Source organism: Aquibium microcysteis (assembly GCF_014495845.1).
GTDB classification, from domain to species: domain Bacteria; phylum Pseudomonadota; class Alphaproteobacteria; order Rhizobiales; family Rhizobiaceae; genus Aquibium; species Aquibium microcysteis.
Map to the genome: position 1 here is coordinate 3,977,224 of NZ_CP061080.1, position 26,103 is coordinate 4,003,326.

Sequence of the window (26,103 nt, forward strand, 5' to 3'; positions counted from 1 at the left end):
GAATGAAACGGCGCGCACTCGGCAGGAACGGTCCCATGGTCGGCGCGGTCGGCCTCGGATGCATGAGCTTCGCGGGCGCCTACGGCCCGGCCGACCGGCGCGAGAGCCTGGCTGTCCTGGAGCGGGCGCTCGATCTCGGCGTCACCCATCTCGACACGGCCATCATCTACGGCAACGGCCTGTCCGAGGAGATCATCGGCGCGTTCGTCCGCGATCATCCCGGCCGCTTCACCATCGCCACCAAGGCCGGCATCCGCACGCAGCCGACCCGCCACTTCGACAACAAGCCCGGCTACCTTCGGGAGGCGCTGGAAGGCTCGCTGAAGCGGCTCGGCGTCGAGCACGTCGAGCTGTTCTACCTGCACCGCCGCGACCAGGAGGTGCCGATCGAGGACGCGATGGAGACGCTCGTCCGCTTCAAGGAGGAAGGCAAGATCGGCGGCATCGGCTTGTCGGAGATCGCTCCCTCCACGCTGGAGCGCGCCTGCGCGGTGCATCCCGTGATGGCCGTTCAGAACGAGTATTCGCTGTGGACGCGCCTGCCCGAACTCGGCCTCATCCAGGCGTGCGAGCGGCTGGGCGTGGCCTTCGTCCCCTTCTCGCCCGTCGGGCGCGGCATCTTCTCGGATGCGCCGGTCGATCCGTCGACCTTCGGCGAGACCGACTTCCGGAAGGCCAATCCGCGCTTCATGGAGCCGAACTTCTCCGCCAATGCCCGCTTCGTCGACCGCTTCCGCGCCTTCGCGCAGGAGCGCGGCTGGTCGGTCCCGGCGCTCGCCATCGCCTGGACGCTGCACCGCGGCGACCACCTGATCCCCATCCCGGGCACCCGCACCGTCCGCCACCTGGAGCAGGACGCCGCCGCAGCCGACATCGTTCTCACCGCGGAGGACATGGCCGCGATCGAGCGCATCCTGCCGGCGGGCTTCGCCCACGGCCCGCGCTATTCGGACGCGCAGGCGGTCGGACCCGAGAGCTACTGCTGAGGTCTGGCCGCGGGTCCCGGTCGGCGCTATTCTGATCGCCGGGAACCAGGGAGCCGATCCATGGGCGACATTCTGATCAGGAACCTCGACGACGAGGTCATGGCGAGCTTCGAATGGCGCGCGCGCATGTCCGGCCGCTCGCTGGAAGAGACCATCCGGGTCGCGCTGGCCGCCGCCGCGCCGCTCACGTCCGAAGAGCGCGTCGCGCTTTCGGAACGTCTGCGTGAGGGGATGCCGAAGATGGACAACGACGTTCTTCGCTATATCCGCATGGGCCGTGACGACATGATTGAACCGGATGCCCCCCTTGATCCGGAAGGATAGGCCGTGCCGGTCGTCGTCGATGCAAGTGTCGCATACCACTGGACCATCCCTACCGACCATACCGCGGCGGCTGTCAGCCTGCTTTCGACGAAGGTTGGACTGATCGCTCCCGACCTGATCATTCCCGAGGTGTCGAATGCCCTGTTCACGACGGCGAACCGCGCCCCCGAATTCGCGCAGCGGATCGTCGACGGCATCGAATTCCTTCCGCGCTGGTTCAGCGAAATCGCCCCGACGTCGCCGCTGCGCTTCGAGGCCTGGAGATTGGCGAGTGATCTGAGACATCCGGTCTACGACTGCTTCTACCTGGCGCTCGCCGTTCAACGCGGCGTGAAGATGATCACGCTGGACACCCACTTCATTCGTAAGGTTGAACAAAATCCCGCGTTGGCCGATACCGTCCTGCATATCGACGAACACCTGCGCGCCTGAGATCCTTGCTCGAGGCAGAATGCCGGTGGAGAAAGGGCATCGCCTGCATCGAGCGGGACGCTGCGTTTCAGGAGCACCCTCCCCATGAAATGGTCATTCCCGATCGGACACATCGCCGGCAGCGAACTGCGGATCCACCTGACCTTCTTCCTGCTGCTGCTCTGGATCGGCATCGCCGCCTACCGGAGCGGCGGCACGGCTGCGGCCGTCGATGGCATCGCCTTCATCGTCGCGGTCTTCGCCTGCGTCGTCCTGCACGAATTCGGCCATGCGCTGGCGGCACGCCGCTATGGCATCCGTACCCCGCGCATCACGCTCCTGCCGATCGGCGGCGTCGCCGAACTGGAACGGATGCCGGAAAAGCCGTCCGAGGAAATCGTCGTGGCGCTGGCCGGGCCGGCGGTCAACGTCGTCATCGCCGCGATCCTGATCCTCGTGCTCGGCGCGCAGGTCTCCGGCGACACGGTGGCCGCCATGGAGAACCCCTCGGCCGGCTTCCTCGCGCGGCTCGCCTCGGTCAACGTCGTGCTCGTGCTCTTCAACCTGATCCCGGCCTTCCCGATGGACGGAGGCCGCGTCCTGCGCGCGCTGCTGGCCACGCGCTATTCCCGCGTCCGCGCGACCGAGATCGCCGGCGCGGTCGGCCAGATCGCCGCCTTCGGCTTCGGGTTCCTCGGCCTCGTCGGCGGCAACCCGCTGCTGATCTTCGTGGCGATCTTCGTCTATCTCGCGGCCACCGCCGAGACGCAGGCGATCGGCCTGCAGGATGCGGCCCGGTCGGTGACCATCCGCGAGGCGATGATCACCAGCTTCGAGACGCTCGGTCCCGACGCGACGCTCCAGGACGCCGGCGACGCCTTGCTGCGCACGACGCAGCACGAGTTCCCGGTGGTCGATGGTGCCGGTCGCCTGCGCGGCATCCTCACCCGTTCGGCGCTGGTGCAGGGGCTCGCCCAGGGCGGCCCCGGCACGCCCGTCCTCGACGTCATGACGACGGACATCCCCACCCTCGCCGAGGGCGGCAGCCTGACGGAGGCGCTCGCCGCCCTGCAGACCGGGCGCCCGCCGGCCGTCGCCATCGTCGGCGCGGACCGCCGGCTGGTCGGCTACGTGACCTTCGAGAACGTGAGCGAACTGATGATGCTGCGCGCGGCGGTCGCTTCCCGCTGACGCGCAGCGGTCCCTGCGGTCACTTCGGGAAACACACGTCCGGGATGTTCGGCCAGACGGCGCTGTCGCATCCGGCCCGTTCGCGCAGGCGCTGGTAGGCGGGCGATACGGGTCCCGTCACGATCGGATCGACCCAGGCCATCTCGTCGAGCCCCTTCGATCCGGACGACGGTGCGTCGCGCGCCGGTTCATCGGCCTGCCGCGCGCTGCCGCCCACCTGCGAGACGGCAAGAATGCCGGCGGCGAGAACCGAAAGTACCGCGAGGCGGTAGGTGAGCCTGTTGCTGATCATGGTGACCATTAACCGCCCGCTACCGTTAATGTTCCGTCTACTCCCGAGAAAATACGCAGGCGAGGGGAAGCGCATTCGTGCGTGCCTCTTTCGCAAATGCGAAAAAGCCTGTATGAGCGCGCCCAACACGAACTGCGGAGCGCCGCTGCCGCGCCCGCCATGCACCCCCGAGTGATTTGATGAACCTCCGCAACATCGCGATCATCGCGCACGTCGACCATGGCAAGACCACGCTCGTCGACAATCTCCTCAAGCAATCCGGTTCGTTCCGCGAGAACCAGCGCGTGGCCGAGCGCGCCATGGATTCCAACGACCTCGAGAAGGAACGCGGCATCACCATCCTCGCCAAGGCCACCTCGGTCGAATGGAAGGATACCCGCATCAACATCGTCGACACGCCCGGCCACGCCGACTTCGGCGGCGAGGTGGAGCGCATCCTTTCGATGGTGGATTCGGCCATCGTGCTGGTCGATGCCGCGGAAGGCCCGATGCCGCAGACCAAGTTCGTCGTCGGCAAGGCGCTCAAGGTCGGGCTGCGTCCGATCGTCGTCATCAACAAGATCGACCGGCCCGATGCCCGCCATGTCGAGGTGGTCAACGAGGTGTTCGATCTCTTCGCGGCGCTCGACGCAACCGACGAGCAGCTCGACTTCCCGATCCTCTACGGCTCCGGCCGCGACGGCTGGGTGGCTGCGAATCCCGAGGGGCCGAAGGACCAGGGCCTCGGTCCGCTGTTCGACCTCGTGGTCAGGCACGTGCCGGCACCGACCGTCCATCCCGGCCCGTTCCGGATGATCGGCACCCTGCTCGAGGCCAACCCCTTCCTCGGCCGCATCATCACCGGCCGCATCGAGTCCGGCTCGCTGAAGCCGAACCAGGCCGTGAAGGTCCTGGCGCGTGACGGCTCGCTCGTCGAGAACGGCCGCGTCTCCAAGATCCTCGCCTTCCGCGGCCTCGAGCGCCAGCCGATCGACGAGGCGCAGGCGGGCGACATCGTCGCCATCGCCGGCCTGTCCAAGGGCACCGTCGCCGACACGTTCTGCGACCCGGCCGTCAGCGAGCCGCTGCAGGCGCAGCCGATCGATCCGCCGACGGTCACCATGTCCTTCATCGTCAACGACAGCCCGCTCGCCGGCACCGAGGGCGACAAGGTGACGAGCCGCGTCATCCGCGACCGGCTGCTGCGCGAGGCCGAGGGCAACGTCGCGCTGAAGATCGAGGAATCCTCCGAGAAGGACTCCTTCTTCGTGTCGGGCCGCGGCGAACTGCAGCTCGCCGTGCTGATCGAGACCATGCGCCGCGAGGGCTTCGAGATCGCCGTCTCGCGGCCCCGCGTCGTCATGCAGAAGGACGAGAGCGGCCAGCTGCTCGAGCCCATCGAGGAAGTCGTCATCGACGTCGACGAGGAGCATGCCGGCGTCGTCGTCCAGAAGATGAGCGAGCGCAAGGCCGACATGGTCGAGCTGCGCCCCTCCGGCGGCAATCGCCAGCGTCTCGTCTTTCATGCTCCGACCCGCGGCCTGATCGGCTACCAGTCGGAACTCCTGACCGACACGCGCGGCACCGCGGTGATGAACAGGCTCTTTCACTCCTACCAGCCCTACAAGGGCGAATTGCCTGGCCGCACCAACGGCGTGCTGATCTCCAACGAGCAGGGCGAGAGCGTGGCCTACGCCATGTGGAACCTGGAAGACCGCGGTCCGATGGTCATCGACCCGGGCGTCAAGGTCTACCAGGGCATGATCATCGGCATCCACTCCCGAGACAACGACCTCGAAGTGAACGTGCTGAAGGGCAAGAAGCTCACCAACATCCGCGCCGCCGGCAAGGACGAAGCCGTCAAGCTCACCCCGCCGATCCGCATGACGCTGGAGCGCGCGCTGGCCTGGATTCAGGACGACGAGCTGGTCGAGGTGACGCCGAAGTCGATCCGGCTGCGCAAGCTCTATCTGGATCCGAACGAGCGCAAGCGCTTCGAGAAGCAGCGGTCGGCCGGCGCGGCGTAAGCGCGCTCCGGTACCGGCCTCGGGCGCGGCGGGGCCGCGCTCGGGGGTCCCTCGGCGGGGCGCCTCAGTCGTAGAAGACCTGCTTGCTGCCGCGCAGCTCGTACCAGCGGTCGAAATCGGCGAGCGCCAGCGCCTTGCTCATGAAGTAGCCCTGCCCCGCGTCGCAGTCCCAGCCGCAGAGCAGCCTGAAGGCCTCGCGCGTCTCGATCCCTTCGGCCACGACTTCGAAATCGAGGGCGTGGGCGAGCTGGATGATCGAGCGCACCAGCACCTGCTTGCGCCGGTCCGTCTCCAGTGAGCGCAGCAGCGACCTGTCGATCTTCAGCACCTGCGCCGGCAGCGCCCCCAGCGTGCCCATGTTGGAATAGCCGCTGCCGAAGTCGTCGATCGCGATCTGGAACCCGAGCCGCCGCAGCCGCGCCATCTGTTCCAGCATCAGGCCCGCGTTCGACGCGAGCGCCCCCTCCGTGAACTCGAGTTCCAGCAGGGCGGGGTCGACGTCGAAGCGATTGAGTTCGGCATGGAGGAAGTCGACGAAATGCGGCTCCTCCAGATTGCGCGGCGAAACGTTGATCGACAGTCTCAGATCGTGGCCGTTCGCCTGCCAGTGCGCCGCGGCCCTCAGGCCGTGGGTCACCACCCAGCGCGTCAGCGAACCGATCAACGCCGTGGGTTCCGCCAGGGGTACGAACTCGCCGGGCGGCACCGGACCGAACTCCGGATGCATCCACCGCACCAGTGCCTCGGCGCCGGTGCACACGCCCTCCTGCATGGCGATGCGCGGCTGGAAGTGCAGCGCGAACTGTCCCTCGCCGCGCAGCGCGCCAGGCAGGTCGGAGAGCAGCCGGAAGGCGCGCATCTGCGCGGCATCGGAACCGCGGTCGTAGACCGCCCAGCCGTCGAAGCCCTTGCGGCTCTCCTGAGCCGCCGCCAGCGCTGCGCGCAGAACCTCGCCCGGCGCTGCGCCGGGGGTCATCGCGGCGAGACCGACGCCGGCCCGGGTATCGATGGGGATGTTGTTGCAGACGATCGACGGCCGGAAAGCCCGCACGATGTCCTCCACCAGCGCGGTCGGGGCCGACGGTTTGGCCGTCTCCCGTCCGAACAGCACGAAGGTCAGGAGGCTGACGTGGTAGAGCACCGTGTCCGGCGGCAGCAGCGACTGCAGTCGTTCCGCGCCGGCGCGGATGAAGTTCTCCGAGTAGGCGTGTCCGAGGGCGCGCTGCAGCTCGTTGAAATGCCGCCCGTCGGCGAGCGTCACCAGCACGAGCGACCGGTGGCCGTCGTCGACCGCCCCGGCAAAGTCGTCCATGAACTGCGCCCGCGTCGGCAGGCCGGTGATGGGATCGAAGCGTCCGAGCTGCGCGGCCGCGCGCTCGCCGGCCGATGCGAGCCTGACGAGGCTTTCGCGCAGCCGAGTCTCGTCGTCGGTCGCGTTGTGCGGATCGGCGATGCGCCGGGCCGCGGGATCGAACCTGTACATGGCATAGTCCCCTGGAGCGCCCGATGCTGCCCGGATTCGCTGAATTTTACCTTAATGCATGCTTCGGGGCGTATCAGACGAAAAGGCCGCGCGCCTTCTCCACCTCTGCGCCGATGAAGGCCGCGACCGCCTGGATGCGCCGCAGCGGCCGCACCGTCTCGTGGTAGACCAGCCAGTAGGCGCGCCGGATCGGCGGTGCGGCCGGAACCGGCACGAGTTCGGGATGCATCCGGGCGATGAAGGTGTGCAGGATGCCGATCCCCGCGCCTGCCCGCACCGCTTCCGTCTGGCCGAGCGCCGACGAGATCTGGAACCGGGCGGACCAGGCGGGATCGAACTCGGCCGCGTAGTCGAGGCTGGGGCTGATCGTCAGGTCGCCGACATAGCCGACCAGCCGGTGCGCCGCCAGCGCGGCGGCGTCGGCAGGCAGGCCGTGCGTCTCCGCATAGGTTTTCGACGCATAGAGCCCGAGCGAATAGTCGACCAGCTTGGAGGCGACCAGCCGCCCCTCGGTCGGGCGCTCGACGGTGATGGCGATGTCGGCCTCGCGGCGCGACAGCGAGAAGGAGCGCGGCACCGGCACGAGCTGGATCGACAGGTCGCGGTGGCGTTCGGTCAGCTGGCCGAGCCGCTGCGCCAGGAAGGCGGTGCCGAAGCCGTCGGGCGCGCCGATCCGCACGATGCCGGACACCGCGTCGCCCTCCCCGGCCAGTTCCGCGCGGGCGGCGATCATGTCGGCTTCCATCCGCTCGGCCACGGCCAGGAAGCGCTCGCCCGCCTGCGTCAGCTCGCTGCCGGTGGTCAGCCTGCGGAACAGCTTGGTCTTGAGACTGTCCTCCAGCGCCGCCACCCGCCGCGACACGGTCGCGTGGTTCAGCTCCAGACGGCGCGCGGCGCCGAGGATCTGCCCCGCGCGCGCGACCGCCAGGAAGATCCGCACGTCGTCCCAGTTCATCGCCTCGCCTCCCTGTGGGCGGAGCTAAGCATTTGCACCGCTTCAAGTCCAGAAATGCCCGCGCTCTACTCGGTGCACAACGGATGCTTTGCCCGTCGCATTGCAATCGCGCCCGCGACGCATGACAATGCGCACCAGAAAAAATCCGCAAGATCCGCATTCCGAGGGAGCGTCACCATGCAGGTCGTAGGCCACTTTATCGGCGGCAGGCACGTCGCCAGCACCAGCGGGCGCGAGCAGGACGTCATGCAGCCGATGGACGGAACCGTCCGCGGACGCGTCGCGCTGGGCTCGAAGGCCGAGCTTCGCCAGGCCGTCGAGAACGCCAGGGCGGCACAGCCGGCCTGGGGCGCGATGAACCCGCAGCGCCGCGTGCGCGTGCTGATGAAGTTCCTCGACCTCGTCCAGCAGGAATATGATTCGCTTGCCGAACTGCTCGCCCGCGAGCACGGCAAGACCATCGCCGACGCCAAGGGCGACATCCAGCGCGGTCTGGAGGTGATCGAGGTCTGCATCGGCGCCCCGCATCTGATGAAGGGCGAGTTCACCGACGCCGCCGGCCCCGGCATCGACGTCTATTCCATGCGCCAGCCGCTCGGCGTCGTCGCCGGCATCACGCCGTTCAACTTCCCGGCCATGATCCCGCTGTGGAAGATCGGCCCGGCCATCGCCTGCGGCAACGCCTTCATCCTGAAGCCCTCGGAGCGCGATCCGGGCGTGCCGATGCGCATCGCCGAGCTCTTCATCGAAGCGGGCCTGCCGGCCGGCATCCTCAACGTCGTCAACGGCGACAAGGAGGTGGTCGACGCCATCCTCGACGATCCCGACATCAAGGCCGTCGGCTTCGTCGGCTCCACGCCGATCGCGCAGTACATCTATTCCCGCGCCACCGCCAACGGCAAGCGCGCCCAGTGCTTCGGCGGCGCCAAGAACCACATGATCATCATGCCGGACGCCGACATGGACCAGACCGTCGACGCGCTCATCGGCGCCGGCTACGGCTCGGCCGGCGAGCGCTGCATGGCGATCTCGGTGGCCGTGCCCGTCGGCAAGGAGACCGCCGACCGGCTGGTCGAGAAGCTCATCCCGCGCGTCGAGAGCCTGAAGGTCGGCCCCTCGACCGACAGTTCCGCCGATTTCGGCCCGCTGGTCACGCAGCAGGCGCTGGACCGCGTCAAGGGCTACGTCGATCTCGGTGTCCAGGAAGGCGCCAGGCTCGTCGTCGACGGCCGCGGCTTCAAGATGCAGGGCTACGAGAACGGCTATTACATGGGCGGCTGCCTCTTCGACGAGGTCACGCCGGACATGCGCATCTACAAGGAGGAGATCTTCGGCCCGGTGCTCTCGGTCGTGCGCGCCGCCACCTACGAGGACGCGCTGAAGCTGCCCAACGAGCACGAATACGGCAACGGCGTCGCCATCTTCACCCGCGACGGCGACGCCGCCCGCGACTTCGCCTCCCGCGTCCAGGTCGGCATGGTCGGCGTCAACGTGCCGATCCCGGTGCCGATCGCCTACTACACCTTCGGCGGCTGGAAGGGTTCTGCCTTCGGCGACCTGAACCAGCACGGCCCCGACGCCTTCCGCTTCTACACCAAGACCAAGACCGTCACCTCCCGCTGGCCCTCCGGCGTCAAGGACGGCGCCGAGTTCGTCATCCCGACGATGAAGTGAGGTTACCCCGGGGACGGTTGTAAGACTGTCCCCCGATGTCAGCCCTGACCGGGACGACGGCCCGCGGACTTCCGCGGGCCGTTCGTCGTCGTGACGCATGCGCGGCCTCAGTGCGCGCCGAGCGCGGACGGTGCGACGTGGCAGAGCACCAGCAGAAGGTAGAGCAGCGCACTCCCGACATAGATGCGGCAGAAATCGCCATGGCCGTCGTGGCGGGCGATCTGCGCGGCAAAGATGTAGTTGCTGGCCAGCGCGAGATAGACGGACAGCGTGGAGTCGTGAGAAAGAAGAAGCGAGAGCATGTCGTCGGCCTTTCCTGTTCGAGTTGCCGACCACCCAGAAATACGAAGCCGCGACCGATTGGGAGACATGCCTCGGAAAGGCGGAAACGGGACGGACCGGTTCGGAAAGGTTTGGAAAGGTGGCCTCGAAGAAACCGCCGACGGGTCGGGACGAATCCGCGCCGCCCCCCTTTTTCGAATGCCTCGATTTCCATCTGAAGTTCGGAACCCGCCCCGGCGGCTCGCCCGACCGGGCGGGCGTCGAATGGACGGTGAAGGCCTTCGCGGAGGCGTCCGGCGTCGACGAGCGGACCGTCCGGAACTGGCGAATCGGCGCGACGAAACCGGGTTCCGACGACGTCGCTCGGATGGAGGGCATTCTCTTCGGCGACGATCCGGCCTTTGCCGAATGGCGAGCCGAATTCCGGACCGCTCCCCGCGTCAGGCGCGTGAAGGCCAAGACGGCTCCGGCAGCGGCCGCGGAAGCTAAATCCTCACCGCACAAGCCGCGCAACCTCCCCTTCGCCTCCCTCGGCAGCCTGTTCAAGGGCCGCGCGGACGAACTGGCGCGCCTCCACGCGGCCCTTTCGGCCGGCGGCTCCGACGGCATCGCCATCGCCGGCCATGCGCTGCATGGGCTCGGCGGCATCGGCAAGACGCAGCTTGCGATCGAGTATGCCCATGCCCATGACGAGGATTATCGCGCGCTGCTCTTCCTTCCTTGCGGCAGCCCGCAACTCGTCGCATCCGGCCTCGCCGCTCTGGCCGGGTCCGACGTGCTGGATCTGCCCGAGCAGCACGAGACCGACGAAGCCCGACGGGCGAATGCCGCCCTGCGCTGGCTGAGCGCCAATCCCGGCTGGCTCCTGATCCTCGACAACGTGGACGACGAGGCCGCGCTGGCCGCGATGGAAGCCCTGCGGCCGAGGCTAAAGGGTGGCAGCGTGCTCATCACCGGCAGGCTGAATGCCTGGCCGGCCGGCGTGGCCTCGATCGAGCTGGACGTGCTCGACCCGGATTCGGCCGCGGCCTTCCTTCTCGACCGGACCGAAGGCGCCCGCCGGAAGACCCCGGATGATGGAGCCCGCGCGGCCGACATCGCACGGGAACTGGACGGGCTGGCCCTGGCCCTCGCCCAGGCCGCCGCCTACGTCTGCGTGACCCGGATCTCGCTCGGCCAGTATCTCGATCGGTGGCGCAGCCGTCGCGACGAGGTCGCCCAATGGTTCGATCGCTCGCTGGTCAGCTACAACCACGACGTCGGTTTCGCGGCCACATGGGCCACTTCCGTGGAGCACCTGTCGGACGCCGGCCGGGCCTTGCTGGAGCGTCTGGCCTTCATGGCCCCGGAGCCGATTCCCGACGTCCTTTTCGATGCCGGGGGCGCGAGCAAGGCCCGGGACGAACTCATGCGCTACTCGCTGGTGAAGCGGACGGACCTCAGCGGCGGCACCCTGCCCGGCGTCGGCATGCATCGGCTGGTGCAGCAGCAAAGCCGGTCCGCAATGCCGGCTGGGCGCCGAGAGGAGGCCCTGAAGGAGGTACTGGACTGGCTCTTGCCTATATTCGCCTCCGGCTCGACCGCCAGCGACGCCCTGCCGCTGTTGACGCTGTTGGTCCCGCATGCCGAGGCCGTCACCGCACACCTCGATGCGAGCGCCGGGCCATTCGACACCGGCCTGCGTCGCAAGCTGCTGATCCTACACGGCACGCTCGGCGACGTTCATGCCAACCGCGGCAATCTTCGGCAGGCAGCGGTTGATTTCGACCGCGCCGTACGAGATGCGGAACGACTGGTCGATATCGACCCGGCGAACACCGAGTGGCAGCGCGATCTCTCGGTCAGCCTCAACAAGCTCGGCGACGTCGAGCTTCGACTCGGCAACGGCGACGCCGCCCTCGACGCCTGCCGCAAGGGCCTCGCCATCCGCGAGATGCTCGCTCTCCGCGACTCGACAAACACCGACTGGCAGCGCGATCTCTCGGTCAGCCTGAACAGGATCGGCGACGTCGAGCTTCGGCTCGGCAACGGCGACGCCGCCCGCGACGCCTTCCGCAAGGGCCTCGCCATCGCCGAGGCGCTCGCCCTCCGCGACCCGGCGAACACGCAATGGCAGCGCGATCTCTCGGTCAGCCTGGACAGGATCGGCGACGTCGAGCTTCGGCTCGGCAGCGGCGACGCAGCTCTCGACGCCTACCGCAAGAGCCTCGCCATCCGCGAGATGCTCGCCCGCCGCGACCCGGCGAACACGCAGTGGCAGCGCGATCTCTCAGTCAGCCTGACCAAGATCGGCGACGTCGAGCTTCGGCTCGGCAATCGCGACGCCGCCCTCGACGCCTACCGCAAGGGCCTCGCCATCCGCGAGATGCTCGCCCGCCGCGACCCGGCGAACACCGTCTGGCAGCGCGATCTCTCGGTCAGCCTGACCCAGATCGGCGACGTCGAGCTTCTGCTAGGCGACGGAGACGCCGCCCTCGACGCCTTCCGCAAGAGCCTCGCCATCCGCGAAGCGCTCGGACGCCGCGACCCGGCGAACACCGAGTGGCAGCGCGATCTCTCGGTCAGCCTGAACCGGATCGGCGATTTCGATTTGCGGCTCGGCAACGGCGACACCGCTCTCGACGCCTTCCGCAAGGGCCGCGCTATCGCCGAAGTGCTCGCCCGCCGCGACCCGGCGAACACGGAGTGGCAGCGCGATCTCTCGATAAGCCTTAACAAGATCGGCGACGTCGAGCTTCGGCTCGGAGACGCCGACGCCGCCCGCGACGTCTTCCGCAAGGGCCTCGCCATCGCCGAGGCGCTCGCCCGCCGCGACCCGGCGAATACCGAGTGGCAGCGCGATCTGATCATCTCGAACGTCAAGCTCGCCGAAGCTGGCGACCGGCCCGCCGAGCGATACCGAGCCGCGCTGGCGATCGCCGAGGAACTGCAGGGCGCGGGCCGGCTGGCGCCGACTGACGGTGGGATGATCGACGAACTGAAGCGGCGGCTGGCCGGTGCCGGCAACAGCCCGGAAGGCAGCGCGTGAGCCCTGCGCCGCCGGGCTGCAGCCCGGTTCCATGTCCATGCGTCATCAATTCGTGAACGCGCCGATGGAACGGTGCGGGCCGGTCGCGACTTGATGGGGCAACTCGCCGCCACGGCGAATGGAATCAGACTGAATCGCAACCGCGCCGGACGGCGCCGCGACGCCGCACACAAGCGCGGCGACAGGAGACCTGTCCCATGAAGCACCTCACGATCGCCGCCGCCTTCACCGCCATCGTCGCCGTCAGCGCCGCAGCCATTGCCGCGCAGGACGACGCCCGCCCCGTCGGCGAGCCGTCGCCCGAACGTTTCGCCTACACCGAGACGGCCGCCCCGTCCGTCCCCGCCCCGCCCGCATCGAGCCTGAACCTCTGCGGCGAGCGCGAGCGGATGGTGCGCGATCTCGACCGCGAGTTCCACGAGCTGCCGCTCGCCTCCGGGCTGGTCGACGAGGACGCGGTGATGGAGATCTTCGTTTCGGCCGCGGGCACCTGGACGATCCTCGCCACCGGCACCGACGGCCTGTCCTGCGTGATGGCAGTGGGCGAAGGTTTCGACGCGGCTGCCCCGCGCGTGCTGGGCGTCGGCGCCTGAGAGGATGTGAGAGAACGCCCGCTTCCGCGCAGTCGACCCGGCGATTTCGAGGATTTCAGTGGACACTCTGTCGCATCCTCGATTCACACACCCCCACGCGGCGCGAACGCGGAGCGCGCCTTCAGCGGCGCGCCGCAGCCTCGGCATGGCCGCGGATCAGCGCCATGAGCCGGCCCGCCTGCCGCCCCGCCTCGTCCGCGTCGCCGTCGAGGATGGCGCGGATCACGGCCACGTGCCGCTCGGCCGCGACGGCGAGCCCCGTCTCGGCCTTGTAGCGGAACCAGAAGCGGCGGCTGTGCGTCTGCAGCGGCGCGGCGATCCGCGCCGCGAACGGATTGTCGGCGGCGAGCGCCATCGCCTCGTCGAGGCTCTTGTCGGCTTCCATGAAGGCGATGACGTTGCCGCTGACCACCGCGCGCTGCATGGCGCTCGCCGCCTCCGAGAACAGGAGCGCCGCCTCCCGCGTCGCATGCCGGGCGGCGGCGCGTGCCATCGCCACCTCCACGCCTTCGCGCGCCTCCACCACGCGCAGCCAGTCGCCCGGATCGAGCGGCGCCACCGCGATGCCCGCGCGCGGCCGGATCTCGAGCAACCCCTCCCAGGCCAGCCGCTGGATCGCCTCGCGCACGGGCGTGCGGCCGAGCTGCAGCCGCTCGATCAGCGCGCCCTCCGTCGTCGTGGCGCCCGGCGCCAGATCGAGGATCACGATCATCCGTTCCAGCGCGCGATAGGCGCGCAGCGCAGCGGTCTGCCGGGCGGGATCGCGGGTCCGAGGCATGGGCTGTCGTCCTGCTCCCCTTGCTCCACGGCGGCGCCCGGTGTTTGACGGCGGGTCATACGCCAGATATATCAGTGATATATCAAACCGGGACCGGGTGCGAAAGTCATGGATGCGAGAAGCCCGGCCGCAGCGCCGGCAGGCACGGTGATCGTCGGCGCCGGCATCGTCGGCATCTGCACCGCCATCCGCCTCGCCGGCCAGGGCGCCGCCGTCACCGTGATCGACCGCACCGGCATCTGCGAGGAGACGAGTTCGGGCAACGCCGCCGCCTTTGCCTTCTCCGACGTCCTTCCTCTGGCGCAGAAGGGCATGATTCGCAACCTGCCGCGCTGGCTGGCCGATCCGCTGGGGCCGCTCGCCATCCCGCCTGCCTATTTGCCGCGCCTGGCCCCCTGGCTCGTCCGCTTCTGGCGCGCCGGCCGCGCCGCGGTCTACGAACCGGCGCTCGCCGCGCAGGCCTCTCTCATGACGCTCGCGGAGGCCGAATGGATGGCGCTGATGGCCGAGAGCGGCACGCGTCCCATGCTGCGCGAGGACGGCTCGCTCGAACTCTACGAGAGCGAGGCCGAATTCGCCGCCAGCCTGCCCGGCTGGGCGGCGCGCAAGCGCTTCGGCATCGAGTTCCGCCACGTCGACGGGGCCGATCTCGCCGCTTTGCAGCCCGGCCTCTCGCCGCAGTTCGTCCGGGGCACCTTCGTGCCGGGCTGGAAGACGGTCGCCGACCCGAAGCTGCTCGGCAAGGCGCTGTGGGCGCATGCCGAGAGCCTCGGCGTCCACTTCCGCCCGGGCGAGGCAACGGGCGTCGAGGCGGGACCGTCTGGCGCCCGGCTGACCCTGCGCGACGGCACCGTGATCGCCGCATCGAAGCTGGTGATCGCCGCCGGCGCCTGGTCGCACCGCCTCGCCCGCCAGCTCGGTGACCGCATCCCGCTCGAGACCGAACGCGGCTACAACACCACGCTTCCCTCCGGCGCCTTCGACGTCCGGCGCCAGCTCATCTTCTCCGGCCACGGCTTCGTCGTCACGCCGCTCGAGACGGGCCTGCGCATCGGCGGCGCGGTGGAACTCGCCGGCCTCGACGCGCCGCCGAACTACGCCCGCGCGCAAGCCATGCTGGAGAAGACGAAGCGCTTCCTGCCCGGCCTGCGCACCGAGGGCGGGCGCGAATGGATGGGCTTTCGCCCCTCGCTCCCCGACTCGCTGCCCGTGATCGGCCGCGCGTCGCGCAGCACCCACGTCCTCTACGCCTTCGGCCACGGCCATCTCGGCCTGACCCAGGCCGCCGCCACCGCCCGCCTCGTCGCCGACCTCGCCGCAGGCCGGCCGGCGGCGCTCGACCTGTCGCCCTTCAGCCCGCACCGCTTCTGAGACGATCCCGCAACCGAACCTCCGCGAGTCCGCCCATGGCACGCCATTCCTTCCACTGCATCGACGGCCACACTTGCGGCAACCCGGTCCGCCTCGTCGCGGGCGGCGGGCCGCTGCTCCGGGGCACCACGATGATGGAGCGGCGCGCGCATTTCCTGGCCGAGTTCGACTGGATCCGCACCGGCCTGATGTTCGAGCCGCGCGGCCACGACATGATGTCGGGATCGATCCTCTATCCGCCGACCCGCGAGGACTGCGACGTCGGCATCCTGTTCATCGAGACGTCGGGCTGCCTGCCGATGTGCGGCCACGGCACCATCGGCACCGTCACGATGGCGATCGAGCACGGCCTCGTCCGCCCGAAGACCCCGGGCGTGCTGCGCCTCGACACGCCGGCCGGCCTCGTCGTCGCCGAATACCGCCAGGAGGGCGAATATGTCGAGGAGGTGCGCATCACCAACGTCCCGTCCTTCCTGCATTCGCAGGGCCTGACGGTGGACTGTCCCGACCTCGGCACCCTGACGGTGGACGTCGCCTATGGCGGCAATTTCTACGCCATCGTCGAGCCGCAGGCGAACTACCGCGACATGGCCGACCACACGGCGGGCCAGCTGATCGGCTGGAGCCCGGTGCTGCGCCGGCGGCTGAACGAGGCCTACGCCTTCGAGCACCCGGAGAATCCGTCGATCCGCGGCCTGTCGCACATCCTGTGGACGGGCCGGCCGACCGTCGAAGGCGCGCATGCCCGAAACGCGGTCTTCTACGGCGACAAGGCGATCGACCGCTCGCCCTGCGGCACCGGCACCTCGGCCCGCATGGCGCAGCTTCATGCCACCGGCCGGCTCGCCGTCGGCGAGGACTTCGTCCACGAGTCGATCATCGGCTCGCTGTTCAAGGGACGTGCGGAGCGCGAACTCGACCTCGCGGGCCGCAGGGCCATCATCCCCTCCGTCGGCGGCTGGGCGCGGATGACCGGCTACAACACCATCTTCATCGACGACCGCGACCCCTTCGCCCGCGGATTCGTCGTGGCGTGAGGACCGGGCGCCCGTCATGCGGGCGCCACAATCGGGCCACCGCACGCAATCTTCTTCGAAGGACGACGTCGGCTGCAGGCTTTTCTTCCGACTTTCCGCTCGCTGCGACGTTTTTAGGCAAGGACATTGCCATGGGCCAGTGCTAGGGTCCGCGCTGGTCCAGCCGCTACGGACGCAAAGGCAGGCGGGTGATTTCCCGTTGCAATCGCGATTCTTGGGGCTACGACTAGGGGAACATCAACAAGGTGCGGGCCACGCAGCCAGCGCCAGGGGAGTCACAGAGACGATGGAATATTTCGTCCAGCAGCTTATCAACGGGCTGACGCTGGGGTCGATCTACGGGCTGATCGCAATCGGTTACACGATGGTCTACGGCATCATCGGCATGATCAATTTCGCCCATGGCGACATCTTCATGGTGGGCTCCTTCATCGCGCTGGCGACCTTCCTGATCCTGACAACCGTGTTCGGCTTCGTCTTCCTGCCCGTCATCCTGCTGATCGTGCTGATCGTGGCGATGCTGTTCACCTCCGCCTGGGGCTGGACCGTGGAGCGGCTCGCCTACCGGCCCCTGCGCGGCTCGTTCCGCCTGGCGCCGCTCATCACCGCCATCGGCATGTCGATCGTGCTGCAGAACTTCGTCCAGGTCACCCAGGGCGCCCGCAACAAGCCGATCCCTCCGCAGATCCAGGGCGGCGTCACCATCATGGAGGGCGTCACCGAGAACGGCCCGATCGCCGTACAGCTCTCCTACATGCAGATCATCATCATCGTCACCACCGTGCTGCTGATGATCGGCTTCACGCTCCTGATCAACCGGACCCCGCTCGGCCGCGCCCAGCGCGCCTGCGAGCAGGACCGCAAGATGGCGGCACTGCTCGGCGTCAACGTCGATCGCACCATCTCGCTGACCTTCGTCATGGGTGCAGCACTCGCGTCCGTGGCCGGTCTGATGTTCCTCCTGCTCTACGGCGTGATCGACTTCTACATCGGCTTCCTCGCAGGGGTTAAAGCCTTCACCGCGGCCGTGCTCGGCGGCATCGGCTCATTGCCCGGCGCCATGCTCGGCGGCCTGCTGATCGGCCTGATCGAAGTCTTCTGGTCGGGCTATTTCACCATCGAGTACAAGGACGTCGCCGCCTTCTCGATCCTCGCCATCGTGCTGATCTTCCTGCCCTCCGGGCTGCTCGGCAAGCCGGAAGTGGAGAAGGTCTGATGGCTGCCGGAACGCCCGCCGCCCCCACGTCTGACATGCGCCCGCAAGGCGCGCAGCGCAGCCTGGAAAAACGCGGCGACGCGCCCGTCGTGGCGCCCGCCAACGACCCCAATTCGATGGCCAGTTCGGTGCGCGACGCTGCCATGGCCGCCGCGCTCACCTTCGTGCTCGGCTTCTTCTTCCTCGGCGTGCGCTCCGACATCGCGCCGGGGGGGCTGGCGCTGGAGTTCCGCTGGGGCCTGCTCTTCATCGCGGTCGCGATCATCTTCGTCGCGCGCCTGCTGCTCAACCTCCTCGTGTTCCGCACGAAGCAGCCGCTGACCCAGCGCATGGGGATGAGCTTCAAGTCTGCGGGTGCCGCTTCGGGACTGGGCAAGTGGCTCGGCCGCGCGCTCTTCGCCTTCGCGCTGGTCCTGCCCTTCTTCTTCACCAGCTTCTTCCCCGGCCAGAGCCGGCAGTACATCGACCTCGCCATCCTGATCATGACCTACATCATGCTCGGGTGGGGGCTGAACATCGTCGTCGGCCTCGCCGGCCTTCTCGATCTCGGCTACGTCGCCTTCTACGCCGTCGGCGCCTATTCCTTCGCGCTGCTCGCCCAGTATTTCGACATCGGCTTCTGGATGGCGCTTCCGCTCGCCGGTCTGCTGGCCGCCTTCTGGGGCATCATCCTCGGCTTCCCGGTGCTGCGCCTGCGCGGCGACTATCTCGCCATCGTGACGCTCGCTTTCGGCGAGATCATCCGCGTCGTGCTGCTGAACTGGTACGAGTTCACGGGCGGACCCGACGGCATCTCCGGCATTCCCAAGCCCACGCTGTTCGGGCTCGAGTTCAAGCGCGGCGAAGGCGGCTTCGCCGATTTCTTCGGCATCCCCTTCGACAACATCCACCGCTTCATCTTCCTCTACTACATCATCTTCATCCTGGCGATCATCACCAACCTGGTGACGCTGCGCCTGCGCAAGATGCCCGTCGGCCGCGCCTGGGAGGCGCTGCGCGAGGACGAGATCGCCTGCCGCTCTCTGGGCATCAACACCACCAACACGAAGCTGACGGCCTTCGCGCTCGGCGCGATGTTCGGGGGCCTCGCCGGATCCTTCTTTGCAACCCGGCAGGGCTTCATCTCGCCGGAAAGCTTCACCTTCCTGGAGTCGGCCATCATCCTCGCCATCGTCGTCCTAGGCGGTCTCGGGTCGCAGATCGGCGTGGTGATCGCGTCGGTCGTCATGATCGGCGGCATCGAGATGCTGCGCAATCTCGGCTTCCTCACCCAGGTCTTCGGGCCCGGCTTCGAACCGACCCAGTACCGCATGCTGATCTTCGGCGTGGCCATGGTGCTGATCATGGTGTGGAAGCCGCGCGGGCTGGTCTCGACGCGCGAGCCCACCGCCGTGCTCAAGGAGAAGAAGCGCATCGGCGCCGACATGGTCGCACAGGGTGAAGGTCACTGATGGTTTCCGCAAGTCAGAGCGCTGCCGCTGCAGCCGCGCCGATGCACGGCGCGCCCCGCAACTGGGACGTCGACCCTGTCCTCACCGTCGAACACCTGACCATGCGCTTCGGCGGCCTGGTCGCGGTCAACGACCTGTCCTTCAACGTCGGGCGCGGCGACATCACCGCGCTCATCGGCCCCAACGGCGCCGGCAAGACGACCGTGTTCAACTGCGTGACGGGCTTCTACAAGCCGACCGAGGGCCGCACCGTGATGCGCCACGGCGAAGGCCTGCTGCAGGATCTCGTTGAGGAAGTGACCGCCGGCGGTCTGCGCTCTGTGCAGAAGGGGGACAGAGCCGTCTTCCTGCTGGAGCGCATGCCCGACTTCGAAATCTCGCACCATGCGAAGGTGGCCCGCACCTTCCAGAACATCCGCCTGTTCGGCGGCATGACGGTTCTCGAGAACCTGATGGTGGCGCAGCACAACGTGCTGATGAAGGCGTCCGTCTTCACCATCGGCGGTCTTCTCGGGCTACCCCGGTACCGGGTGGCCGAGAAGGCGGCGAGGGAGAAGGCGGTATACTGGCTCGAGCGGACGAAACTGATCGACCGGGCCGACGATCCCGCCGCCGACCTGCCCTACGGCGACCAGCGCCGGCTTGAAATCGCCCGCGCGATGTGCACGGAGCCGCATCTTCTGTGCCTCGACGAGCCGGCGGCCGGCCTGAACCCGCGCGAATCGCAGGAACTGAACGCGCTGCTGAAATTCATCCGCGCCGAGCACGGCACCTCCATCCTGCTCATCGAGCACGACATGGGAGTCGTCATGGAAATCTCCGACCACGTGGTGGTGCTCGACTACGGCGTGAAGATCGCCGACGGCGACGCCTCTGAGGTAAGGAACGATCCGAAGGTCATCGCCGCCTATCTCGGCGTCGAGGACGAGGACGAGATCGACATTCCCGAAGTGAAGCAAGATCTGTCCGCCGCTGAAAGGCAGGCCGGGCAGGACGGGGGCATGGCATGAACGGACAGGAGCCCCTCCTCAGCGTCCGCGGCGTCGAGACCTATTACGGCAAGATCGTCGCGTTGCGCGGCGTCGACGTGGATGTCCATCCCGGCGAGATCGTGACGCTGATCGGTGCCAATGGCGCCGGCAAGTCGACGCTGATGATGACCATCTGCGGCAGCCCGCAGGCGCGCACCGGGCGGATCGTCTACGACGGGCAGGACATCACCGCCATGCCGACGCACGAGATCATGCGGCTCGGCATTGCACAATCTCCCGAAGGTCGGCGTATCTTCCCGCGCATGACCGTGATGGAGAACCTGCAGATGGGTGCGTCGCTGGTCGCCCCCGAGCATTTCGATGCCGACCTGAAACGCATTTTCGAGCTCTTCCCGCGGCTGAAGGAGCGCGCCGGGCAGCGGGGCGGAACACTGTCGGGCGGAGAGCAGCAGATGCTCGCCATCGCCCGGGCCCTGATGGGGCGCCCGAAGCTGCTGCTGCTGGACGAGCCCTCGCTCGGTCTCGCGCCGCTGATCGTCAAGCAGATCTTCGAGGTCATCAAGGAACTGAACCGCAGCGACGGGCTGACGGTCTTCCTCGTCGAGCAGAATGCCTTCCATGCACTCAAACTCGCCCATCGCGGCTACGTCATGGTCAACGGCAACATCACCATGAGCGGCACCGGCGCGGAGCTCCTGAAGCGCGAAGAGGTGCGCGCGGCCTATCTCGAAGGCGGGAGACACTGATCATGGAAAAGGAATTCGGTCTCCTGTGGGAAGTCTCGGCCTCCGAATTCGTCTTCGTGACGATGATCCTGGCCGGCGGCGCCGCCTACATGACCGGTCGTGCGGCGGCGCGCGGCTGGATGCCGAACTGGCAGCTCGTGATCTACATGGTGCTGCTGGCGGCCGCGACGCGGTTCATCCATTTCGCGCTCTTCTCCGGGTCGCTCCTGTCGCTCTACTACTATGTGGTGGATCTGGTCGTGATCCTCGTGATCGCCTTCATCGGCATGCGTGTGACCCGCTCCGGACAGATGGCGACCCAGTATCGCTTCGCTTACGACAGGAGCGGCGTGCTCGGCTGGAAGAAGCGCTGAGCATAGGGACGATATCTGGCCGGCGGGCCAGCGACGAAGTTCGATGCGAAGCCTTTATTTCGGTGCGGAATTGGGCTTTGATGTCGACAAGCGGGAAAGGGAACGCCCGCACACGACCGGACCGGGACGCCAGAACACCATCCCGGCCGGTTCCCAGAATTCCAAGGTGTTTGAGGGAGTTACCATGAAGAAGGCACTCTTTGCTGGGGTCGCGATGACCTTCGCCATGTCGACGGCCGCCTATGCGGACATCGTCATTGCCACCGCGGGTCCGATGACGGGCCAGTATGCGTCCTTCGGCGCACAGATGAAGGCTGGCGCCGAGCAGGCCGTCGAGGACATCAACGCCGCCGGCGGCGTCAACGGCGAGATGCTCAAGCTCGAGATCGGCGACGACGCCTGCGACCCGAAGCAGGCGGTCGCCGTGGCCAACCAGATGGCCGGCAGCGGCGTGGTCTTCATGGCCGGCCACTTCTGCTCGGGCTCGTCGATCCCGGCATCGGCCGTCTACGCGGAGGAAGGCATCGTCCAGATTTCCCCGGCATCGACCAACCCGAAGTTCACCGACGAGCGTCCGGGCCCCGGCATCATGCGCGTCTGCGGACGTGACGACCAGCAGGGCGACGTGGCGGGCAAGTTCCTCGTGGAGAATTTCGCCGAGAAGAAGGTCGCCTTCGTTCACGACAAGACCGCGTATGGCAAGGGCCTCGCCGATGCCACCATGGCGGCCTACGAGGCAGCCGGCGGCAAGCCCGCGCTCTACGAAGCCTATACGGCAGGCGAGAAGGACTACACCGCGCTCGTCTCCAAGCTGAAGGCCGAGGGCATCGGCGTGCTCTACGTCGGCGGCTACCACACCGAGGCCGGCCTGATGGCGCGCCAGATGAAGGAGCAGGGGATGGATACCATTCTCGTCTCCGGTGACGCGCTGGTCACCGACGAGTACTGGGCGATCACCGGCGATGCCGGCGAAGGCACGCTGATGACCTTCTCGCCGGATCCGCGCAAGAACCCGGATGCAGCCCCCCTGGTCGAGAAGTTCCGCGCCAAGGGCGTCGAGCCGGAGGGCTACGTGCTCTACACCTACGCCGCCATCCAGGCCTGGGCACAGGCCGCCTCGACGGCCGGCTCGGTCGAGTTCGACGCCGTCGTGAAGGCGCTCGACGAGGGCACGTTCAACACCGTGCTCGGCTCGCTTGAGTTCGACGACAAGGGCGACGTGACCCTGCCGGGCTACGTCTTCTACGAATGGAAGGACGGCAAGTACGACTACCTCGTCCAGTAAGGACGACCGCCCCTTCGGCGGAAGGCCTGGCGCAGCGATGCGCCGGGCCTTTCTTTTTTGGCCGGCACGGCGGCCGATGGTTGCACTGCAACATTTTCCGGCACATCATGCGCCGCGATCCCTCCCCTCTTTTCCCCCCGGAGCCGGACCTTGCCCATATCCAAGATCCTCGTCGCCAACCGATCCGAGATCGCGATCCGAATCTTCCGCGCCGCCAACGAACTCGGCATCAGGACCGTCGCCATCTGGGCCGAGGAGGACAAATACTCGCTGCACCGCTTCAAGGCGGACGAATCCTATCCGATCGGGCGAGGCCCGCATCTGGCGAAGGACATGGGCCCGATCGAGAGCTACCTGTCGATCGAGGAGGTGATCCGGGTCGCGAAACTGTCCGGCGCCGACGCGATCCATCCGGGCTACGGCCTGCTTTCGGAAAGCCCGGAATTCGCCGAGGCCTGCGCGGCGGCCGGCATCGTCTTCATCGGTCCCCGGCCCGATACCATGCGGCGGCTGGGCAACAAGGTCGCCGCGCGCAATCTCGCCGTCGAGGTGGGCGTTCCCGTCGTTCCGGCAACCGAGCCGCTGCCCGACGACATGGCAGAGGTCGCCCGCATGGCCGCCGCGATCGGCTATCCGGTCATGCTCAAGGCCTCCTGGGGCGGCGGCGGCCGCGGCATGCGCGCCATCCGGTCCGAGGCCGACCTCGCCCGCGAGGTGATGGAGGCGAAGCGCGAGGCCAAGGCCGCCTTCGGCAAGGACGAGGTCTATCTCGAGAAGCTCGTCGAGCGTGCACGCCACGTCGAGGTCCAGGTGCTCGGCGACACGCACGGCAACGTCGTGCATCTCTTCGAGCGCGACTGCTCCATCCAGCGCCGCAACCAGAAGGTCGTCGAGCGCGCGCCGGCACCCTATCTCGATGACGCCCGGCGCGAGGAACTCTGCGGCTACGCGCTGAAGATCGCCCGCGCGACCGATTACGTCGGCGCCGGCACCGTCGAGTTCCTGATGGATGCCGACACCGGCAGGTTCTATTTCATCGAGGTCAATCCGCGCATCCAGGTGGAGCACACCGTCACCGAGCAGGTGACCGGGATCGACATCGTCAAGGCGCAGATCCACATCCTCGACGGCCACGCCATCGGCACGCCGGAGTCGGGCGTCCCGCCGCAGGAGAAGATCTGGCTCAATGGCCACGCCCTGCAGTGCCGCATCACCACCGAGGATCCCGAGCAGAACTTCATCCCCGACTACGGCCGCATCACCGCCTATCGCGGCGCGACCGGCTTCGGCATCCGCCTCGACGGCGGCACGGCCTATTCGGGCGCCGTCATCACCCGCTTCTACGATCCGCTGCTGGAGAAGGTCACCGCCTGGGCGCCGTCGCCGCAGGAAGCGATCGCCCGCATGGACCGCGCGCTGCGCGAGTTCCGCATCCGCGGCGTGGCGACGAACCTGACCTTCCTCGAGGCGATCATTTCGCACCCGAAGTTCCGCGACAACAGCTACACGACGCGGTTCATCGACACCACGCCGGAGCTCTTCACCCAGGTGAAGCGGCGCGACCGCGCGACCAAGCTTCTCAACTATCTTGCCGACGTCACCGTCAACGGCCATCCCGAGGCGCGTGGCCGGCCGAAGCCGAAGGCCGACGCAGCCGCTCCCGTCGTGCCCTTCGTCGGCGGCGAGATGCCGGACGGCACGAAGCAGCGCCTCGACGCGCTCGGTCCGGTGAAATTCGCCGAATGGATGCGCGCGCAGCCGCAGGTGCTGGTGACCGACACGACCATGCGCGACGGCCATCAGTCGCTGCTCGCCACCCGCATGCGCACGCACGACATCGCCGGCGTGTCCGGCGCCTATGCCCGCGCCCTGCCGCAGTTGCTCTCGCTCGAATGCTGGGGCGGCGCCACCTTCGACGTCGCCATGCGCTTCCTGACCGAGGATCCCTGGGAGCGGCTCGCGCTGGTACGCAAGGGCGCGCCGAACCTGTTGCTGCAGATGCTGCTGCGCGGCGCCAACGGCGTCGGCTACACCAACTATCCCGACAACGTCGTGCGCCACTTCGTGAAGCAGGCGGCGGCGGGCGGCATCGACCTGTTCCGCGTCTTCGACTGCCTGAACTGGGTCGAGAACATGCGTGTCGCGATGGACGCGGTGATCGAGGAGAACAAGCTCTGCGAAGCCGCGATCTGCTACACCGGCGACATCCTCGATCCGGCACGCGCCAAGTACGACCTGAAATACTACGTCTCGCTGGCGAAGGAGCTGGAAGCCGCCGGCGCCCACATCATCGCGCTGAAGGACATGGCGGGGCTGCTCAAGCCCGCCGCCGCCCGCGTGCTGTTCAAGGCGCTGCGCGAGGCGACCGGGCTGCCGATCCATTTCCACACCCACGACACCTCCGGCATCGCGGCCGCGACCGTCCTTGCCGCGGTCGAGAGCGGCGTCGACGCCGTCGACGCGGCGATGGACGCGTTGTCGGGCAACACCTCGCAGCCCTGCCTCGGCTCGATCGTCGAGGCGCTGAAGGGCACCGACCGCGATCCCGGTCTCGACCCGGCCTGGATCCGCCGCATCTCCTTCTACTGGGAGGCGGTGCGCAACCAGTACGCCGCCTTCGAGAGCGACCTGAAGGGGCCGGCCTCCGAGGTCTATCTGCACGAGATGCCGGGCGGCCAGTTCACCAACCTGAAGGAGCAGGCGCGTTCTTTAGGGCTGGAGACGCGCTGGCACGAGGTGGCGCAGGCCTATCACGACGTCAACCTGATGTTCGGCGACATCGTCAAGGTGACGCCGTCGTCCAAGGTGGTCGGCGACATGGCGCTGATGATGGTCAGCCAGGACCTCACGGTCGCCGACGTCGAGAGCCCGACCCGCGACATCGCCTTCCCGGACTCCGTGGTCTCCATGCTGCGCGGCGATCTCGGCCAGCCGCCCTCCGGCTGGCCGGCGGCCCTGCAGAAGAAGGCGCTGAAGGGCGACGCGCCGATCGACGTCCGGCCCGGATCGCTGCTGGCCGACGCCGACCTTCCCGCCATCCGCAAGGAGGTTGAGGCGAAGCTCGGACGCGCGATCGACGAGTTCGAGTTCGCCTCCTCGCTGATGTATCCGAAGGTCTTCGCCGACTTCGCCGCCGCACAGGACAATTATGGCCCGGTCAGCGTCCTGCCGACCCCGGTCTATTTCTACGGGATGGCGCCGGAAGACGAGATCTTCGTCGACATCGAGCGCGGCAAGACGCTGGTCGTGCGCTGCCTGGCCATCGGAGAGCCGGACGAACAGGGCATGGTCACCGTCTTCTTCGAGCTGAACGGCCAGCCGCGCCGCGTCAAGGTACCGGACCGGGCGCACGGCGCCGGCGGCGGCAAGGTCCGCCGCAAGGCCGAGCCCGGCAACGAGGCCCATGTCGGTGCGCCGATGCCCGGCGTCGTCTCGACGCTCGCCGTCGCGGCGGGTCAGGCCGTCATGGCCGGCGACGTGCTCCTGTCGATCGAGGCCATGAAGATGGAGACGGCCCTGCACGCCGAACGCGACGGCACCGTCGCCGAGGTTCTGGTGCACGCCGGCGACCAGATCGACGCCAAGGACCTGCTGGTCGTCTACGCCGCCTGAAAGGCAAAGGGCCGCGCGATGGCGGCCCTCCCGAAAC

Annotated in this window: 21 protein-coding genes; 17 read left to right on the top strand and 4 right to left on the bottom strand. The window is 68.0% G+C overall.

What is annotated here, in order from left to right; all coding sequences use genetic code 11:
• Nucleotides 1–2 precede the first annotated feature (2 nt).
• The 4 genes from IAI54_RS18545 (at nucleotide 3) to IAI54_RS18560 (ending at nucleotide 2,912) form a co-directional block, all read left to right on the top strand.
• Complete coding sequence (locus IAI54_RS18545) at nucleotides 3–986, top strand: aldo/keto reductase (RefSeq protein WP_187968595.1); 984 nt, start codon at nucleotides 3–5, stop codon at nucleotides 984–986.
• 60 nt (nucleotides 987–1,046) lie between these two features.
• Entirely contained in the window at nucleotides 1,047–1,310 is a 264-nt protein-coding gene (locus IAI54_RS18550; RefSeq protein WP_187968596.1) for a FitA-like ribbon-helix-helix domain-containing protein, read from the top strand.
• Between the two features lie 3 nt (nucleotides 1,311–1,313).
• Nucleotides 1,314–1,742 carry a type II toxin-antitoxin system VapC family toxin gene (locus IAI54_RS18555; RefSeq protein ID WP_187968597.1) on the top strand — a complete coding sequence of 143 codons (429 nt, stop codon included), beginning with the start codon at nucleotides 1,314–1,316 and terminating at the stop codon, nucleotides 1,740–1,742.
• An 84-nt stretch (nucleotides 1,743–1,826) separates the two neighbouring features.
• Complete coding sequence (locus tag IAI54_RS18560; RefSeq protein ID WP_187968598.1) at nucleotides 1,827–2,912, top strand: site-2 protease family protein; 1,086 nt, start codon at nucleotides 1,827–1,829, stop codon at nucleotides 2,910–2,912.
• A gap of 19 nt (nucleotides 2,913–2,931) precedes the next feature.
• On the opposite strand, the gene IAI54_RS18565 is transcribed toward IAI54_RS18560, so the two are convergent.
• Nucleotides 2,932–3,204, bottom strand: coding sequence for a hypothetical protein (locus IAI54_RS18565; protein WP_187968599.1), 273 nt, complete (start codon nucleotides 3,202–3,204; stop codon nucleotides 2,932–2,934).
• A gap of 179 nt (nucleotides 3,205–3,383) precedes the next feature.
• Between IAI54_RS18565 and typA the strand changes: the two genes are divergently transcribed.
• Nucleotides 3,384–5,210 (top strand): translational GTPase TypA, encoded by a 1,827-nt coding sequence (typA, locus tag IAI54_RS18570; protein ID WP_187968600.1) that lies wholly within the window; start codon nucleotides 3,384–3,386, stop codon nucleotides 5,208–5,210.
• A 64-nt stretch (nucleotides 5,211–5,274) separates the two neighbouring features.
• On the opposite strand, the gene IAI54_RS18575 is transcribed toward typA, so the two are convergent.
• Both IAI54_RS18575 and IAI54_RS18580 read right to left on the bottom strand, forming a co-directional pair.
• Nucleotides 5,275–6,693: a putative bifunctional diguanylate cyclase/phosphodiesterase gene (locus IAI54_RS18575; protein ID WP_187968601.1), complete on the bottom strand. Its 1,419-nt coding sequence runs from the start codon at nucleotides 6,691–6,693 to the stop codon at nucleotides 5,275–5,277.
• Nucleotides 6,694–6,766: 73 nt separating this feature from the next.
• A complete protein-coding gene (locus tag IAI54_RS18580) occupies nucleotides 6,767–7,648 on the bottom strand; it encodes a LysR family transcriptional regulator (RefSeq protein WP_187968602.1) in 882 nt (293 codons plus the stop codon).
• Between the two features lie 177 nt (nucleotides 7,649–7,825).
• Between IAI54_RS18580 and IAI54_RS18585 the strand changes: the two genes are divergently transcribed.
• From IAI54_RS18585 to IAI54_RS18595, 3 genes are all read left to right on the top strand, one after another.
• Nucleotides 7,826–9,322 carry a CoA-acylating methylmalonate-semialdehyde dehydrogenase gene (locus IAI54_RS18585; protein ID WP_187968603.1) on the top strand — a complete coding sequence of 499 codons (1,497 nt, stop codon included), beginning with the start codon at nucleotides 7,826–7,828 and terminating at the stop codon, nucleotides 9,320–9,322.
• Between the two features lie 130 nt (nucleotides 9,323–9,452).
• A complete protein-coding gene (locus tag IAI54_RS18590) occupies nucleotides 9,453–12,632 on the top strand; it encodes a tetratricopeptide repeat protein (protein WP_187968604.1) in 3,180 nt (1,059 codons plus the stop codon).
• A 197-nt stretch (nucleotides 12,633–12,829) separates the two neighbouring features.
• The gene (locus tag IAI54_RS18595; protein ID WP_187968605.1) at nucleotides 12,830–13,225 is read left to right on the top strand and encodes a hypothetical protein; all 396 of its coding nucleotides are present in this window, start codon (nucleotides 12,830–12,832) and stop codon (nucleotides 13,223–13,225) included.
• A 121-nt stretch (nucleotides 13,226–13,346) separates the two neighbouring features.
• Here the strand turns inward: IAI54_RS18595 and IAI54_RS18600 are convergent, their stop codons facing one another.
• The gene (locus IAI54_RS18600) at nucleotides 13,347–14,003 is read right to left on the bottom strand and encodes a GntR family transcriptional regulator (protein ID WP_187968606.1); all 657 of its coding nucleotides are present in this window, start codon (nucleotides 14,001–14,003) and stop codon (nucleotides 13,347–13,349) included.
• 108 nt (nucleotides 14,004–14,111) lie between these two features.
• Here IAI54_RS18600 and IAI54_RS18605 point away from each other — a divergent pair, with 108 nt between their 5' ends.
• From IAI54_RS18605 to pyc, 9 genes are all read left to right on the top strand, one after another.
• Nucleotides 14,112–15,374 (top strand): NAD(P)/FAD-dependent oxidoreductase, encoded by a 1,263-nt coding sequence (locus IAI54_RS18605; protein ID WP_187968607.1) that lies wholly within the window; start codon nucleotides 14,112–14,114, stop codon nucleotides 15,372–15,374.
• Between the two features lie 35 nt (nucleotides 15,375–15,409).
• On the top strand, nucleotides 15,410–16,411 hold the full coding sequence (locus IAI54_RS18610) for a 4-hydroxyproline epimerase (protein WP_187968608.1): 1,002 nt from the start codon (nucleotides 15,410–15,412) through the stop codon (nucleotides 16,409–16,411).
• 286 nt (nucleotides 16,412–16,697) lie between these two features.
• A complete protein-coding gene (locus IAI54_RS18615) occupies nucleotides 16,698–17,627 on the top strand; it encodes an ABC transporter permease subunit (protein WP_187968609.1) in 930 nt (309 codons plus the stop codon).
• Nucleotides 17,627–19,078 (top strand): high-affinity branched-chain amino acid ABC transporter permease LivM, encoded by a 1,452-nt coding sequence (gene livM / locus IAI54_RS18620; RefSeq protein ID WP_187968610.1) that lies wholly within the window; start codon nucleotides 17,627–17,629, stop codon nucleotides 19,076–19,078. Before IAI54_RS18615 ends, livM begins: the two co-directional genes overlap by 1 nt.
• On the top strand, nucleotides 19,078–20,088 hold the full coding sequence (locus IAI54_RS18625) for an ABC transporter ATP-binding protein (RefSeq protein WP_187968611.1): 1,011 nt from the start codon (nucleotides 19,078–19,080) through the stop codon (nucleotides 20,086–20,088). Before livM ends, IAI54_RS18625 begins: the two co-directional genes overlap by 1 nt.
• Nucleotides 20,085–20,816 carry an ABC transporter ATP-binding protein gene (locus IAI54_RS18630; protein WP_187968612.1) on the top strand — a complete coding sequence of 244 codons (732 nt, stop codon included), beginning with the start codon at nucleotides 20,085–20,087 and terminating at the stop codon, nucleotides 20,814–20,816. Before IAI54_RS18625 ends, IAI54_RS18630 begins: the two co-directional genes overlap by 4 nt.
• 2 nt (nucleotides 20,817–20,818) lie before the next feature.
• Nucleotides 20,819–21,169, top strand: coding sequence for a DUF6867 family protein (locus IAI54_RS18635; RefSeq protein WP_187968613.1), 351 nt, complete (start codon nucleotides 20,819–20,821; stop codon nucleotides 21,167–21,169).
• A 184-nt stretch (nucleotides 21,170–21,353) separates the two neighbouring features.
• Complete coding sequence (locus IAI54_RS18640; RefSeq protein ID WP_187968614.1) at nucleotides 21,354–22,454, top strand: branched-chain amino acid ABC transporter substrate-binding protein; 1,101 nt, start codon at nucleotides 21,354–21,356, stop codon at nucleotides 22,452–22,454.
• A 150-nt stretch (nucleotides 22,455–22,604) separates the two neighbouring features.
• The gene (gene pyc / locus IAI54_RS18645; protein ID WP_187968615.1) at nucleotides 22,605–26,066 is read left to right on the top strand and encodes a pyruvate carboxylase; all 3,462 of its coding nucleotides are present in this window, start codon (nucleotides 22,605–22,607) and stop codon (nucleotides 26,064–26,066) included.
• The last annotated feature ends 37 nt before the right edge of the window (nucleotides 26,067–26,103 follow it).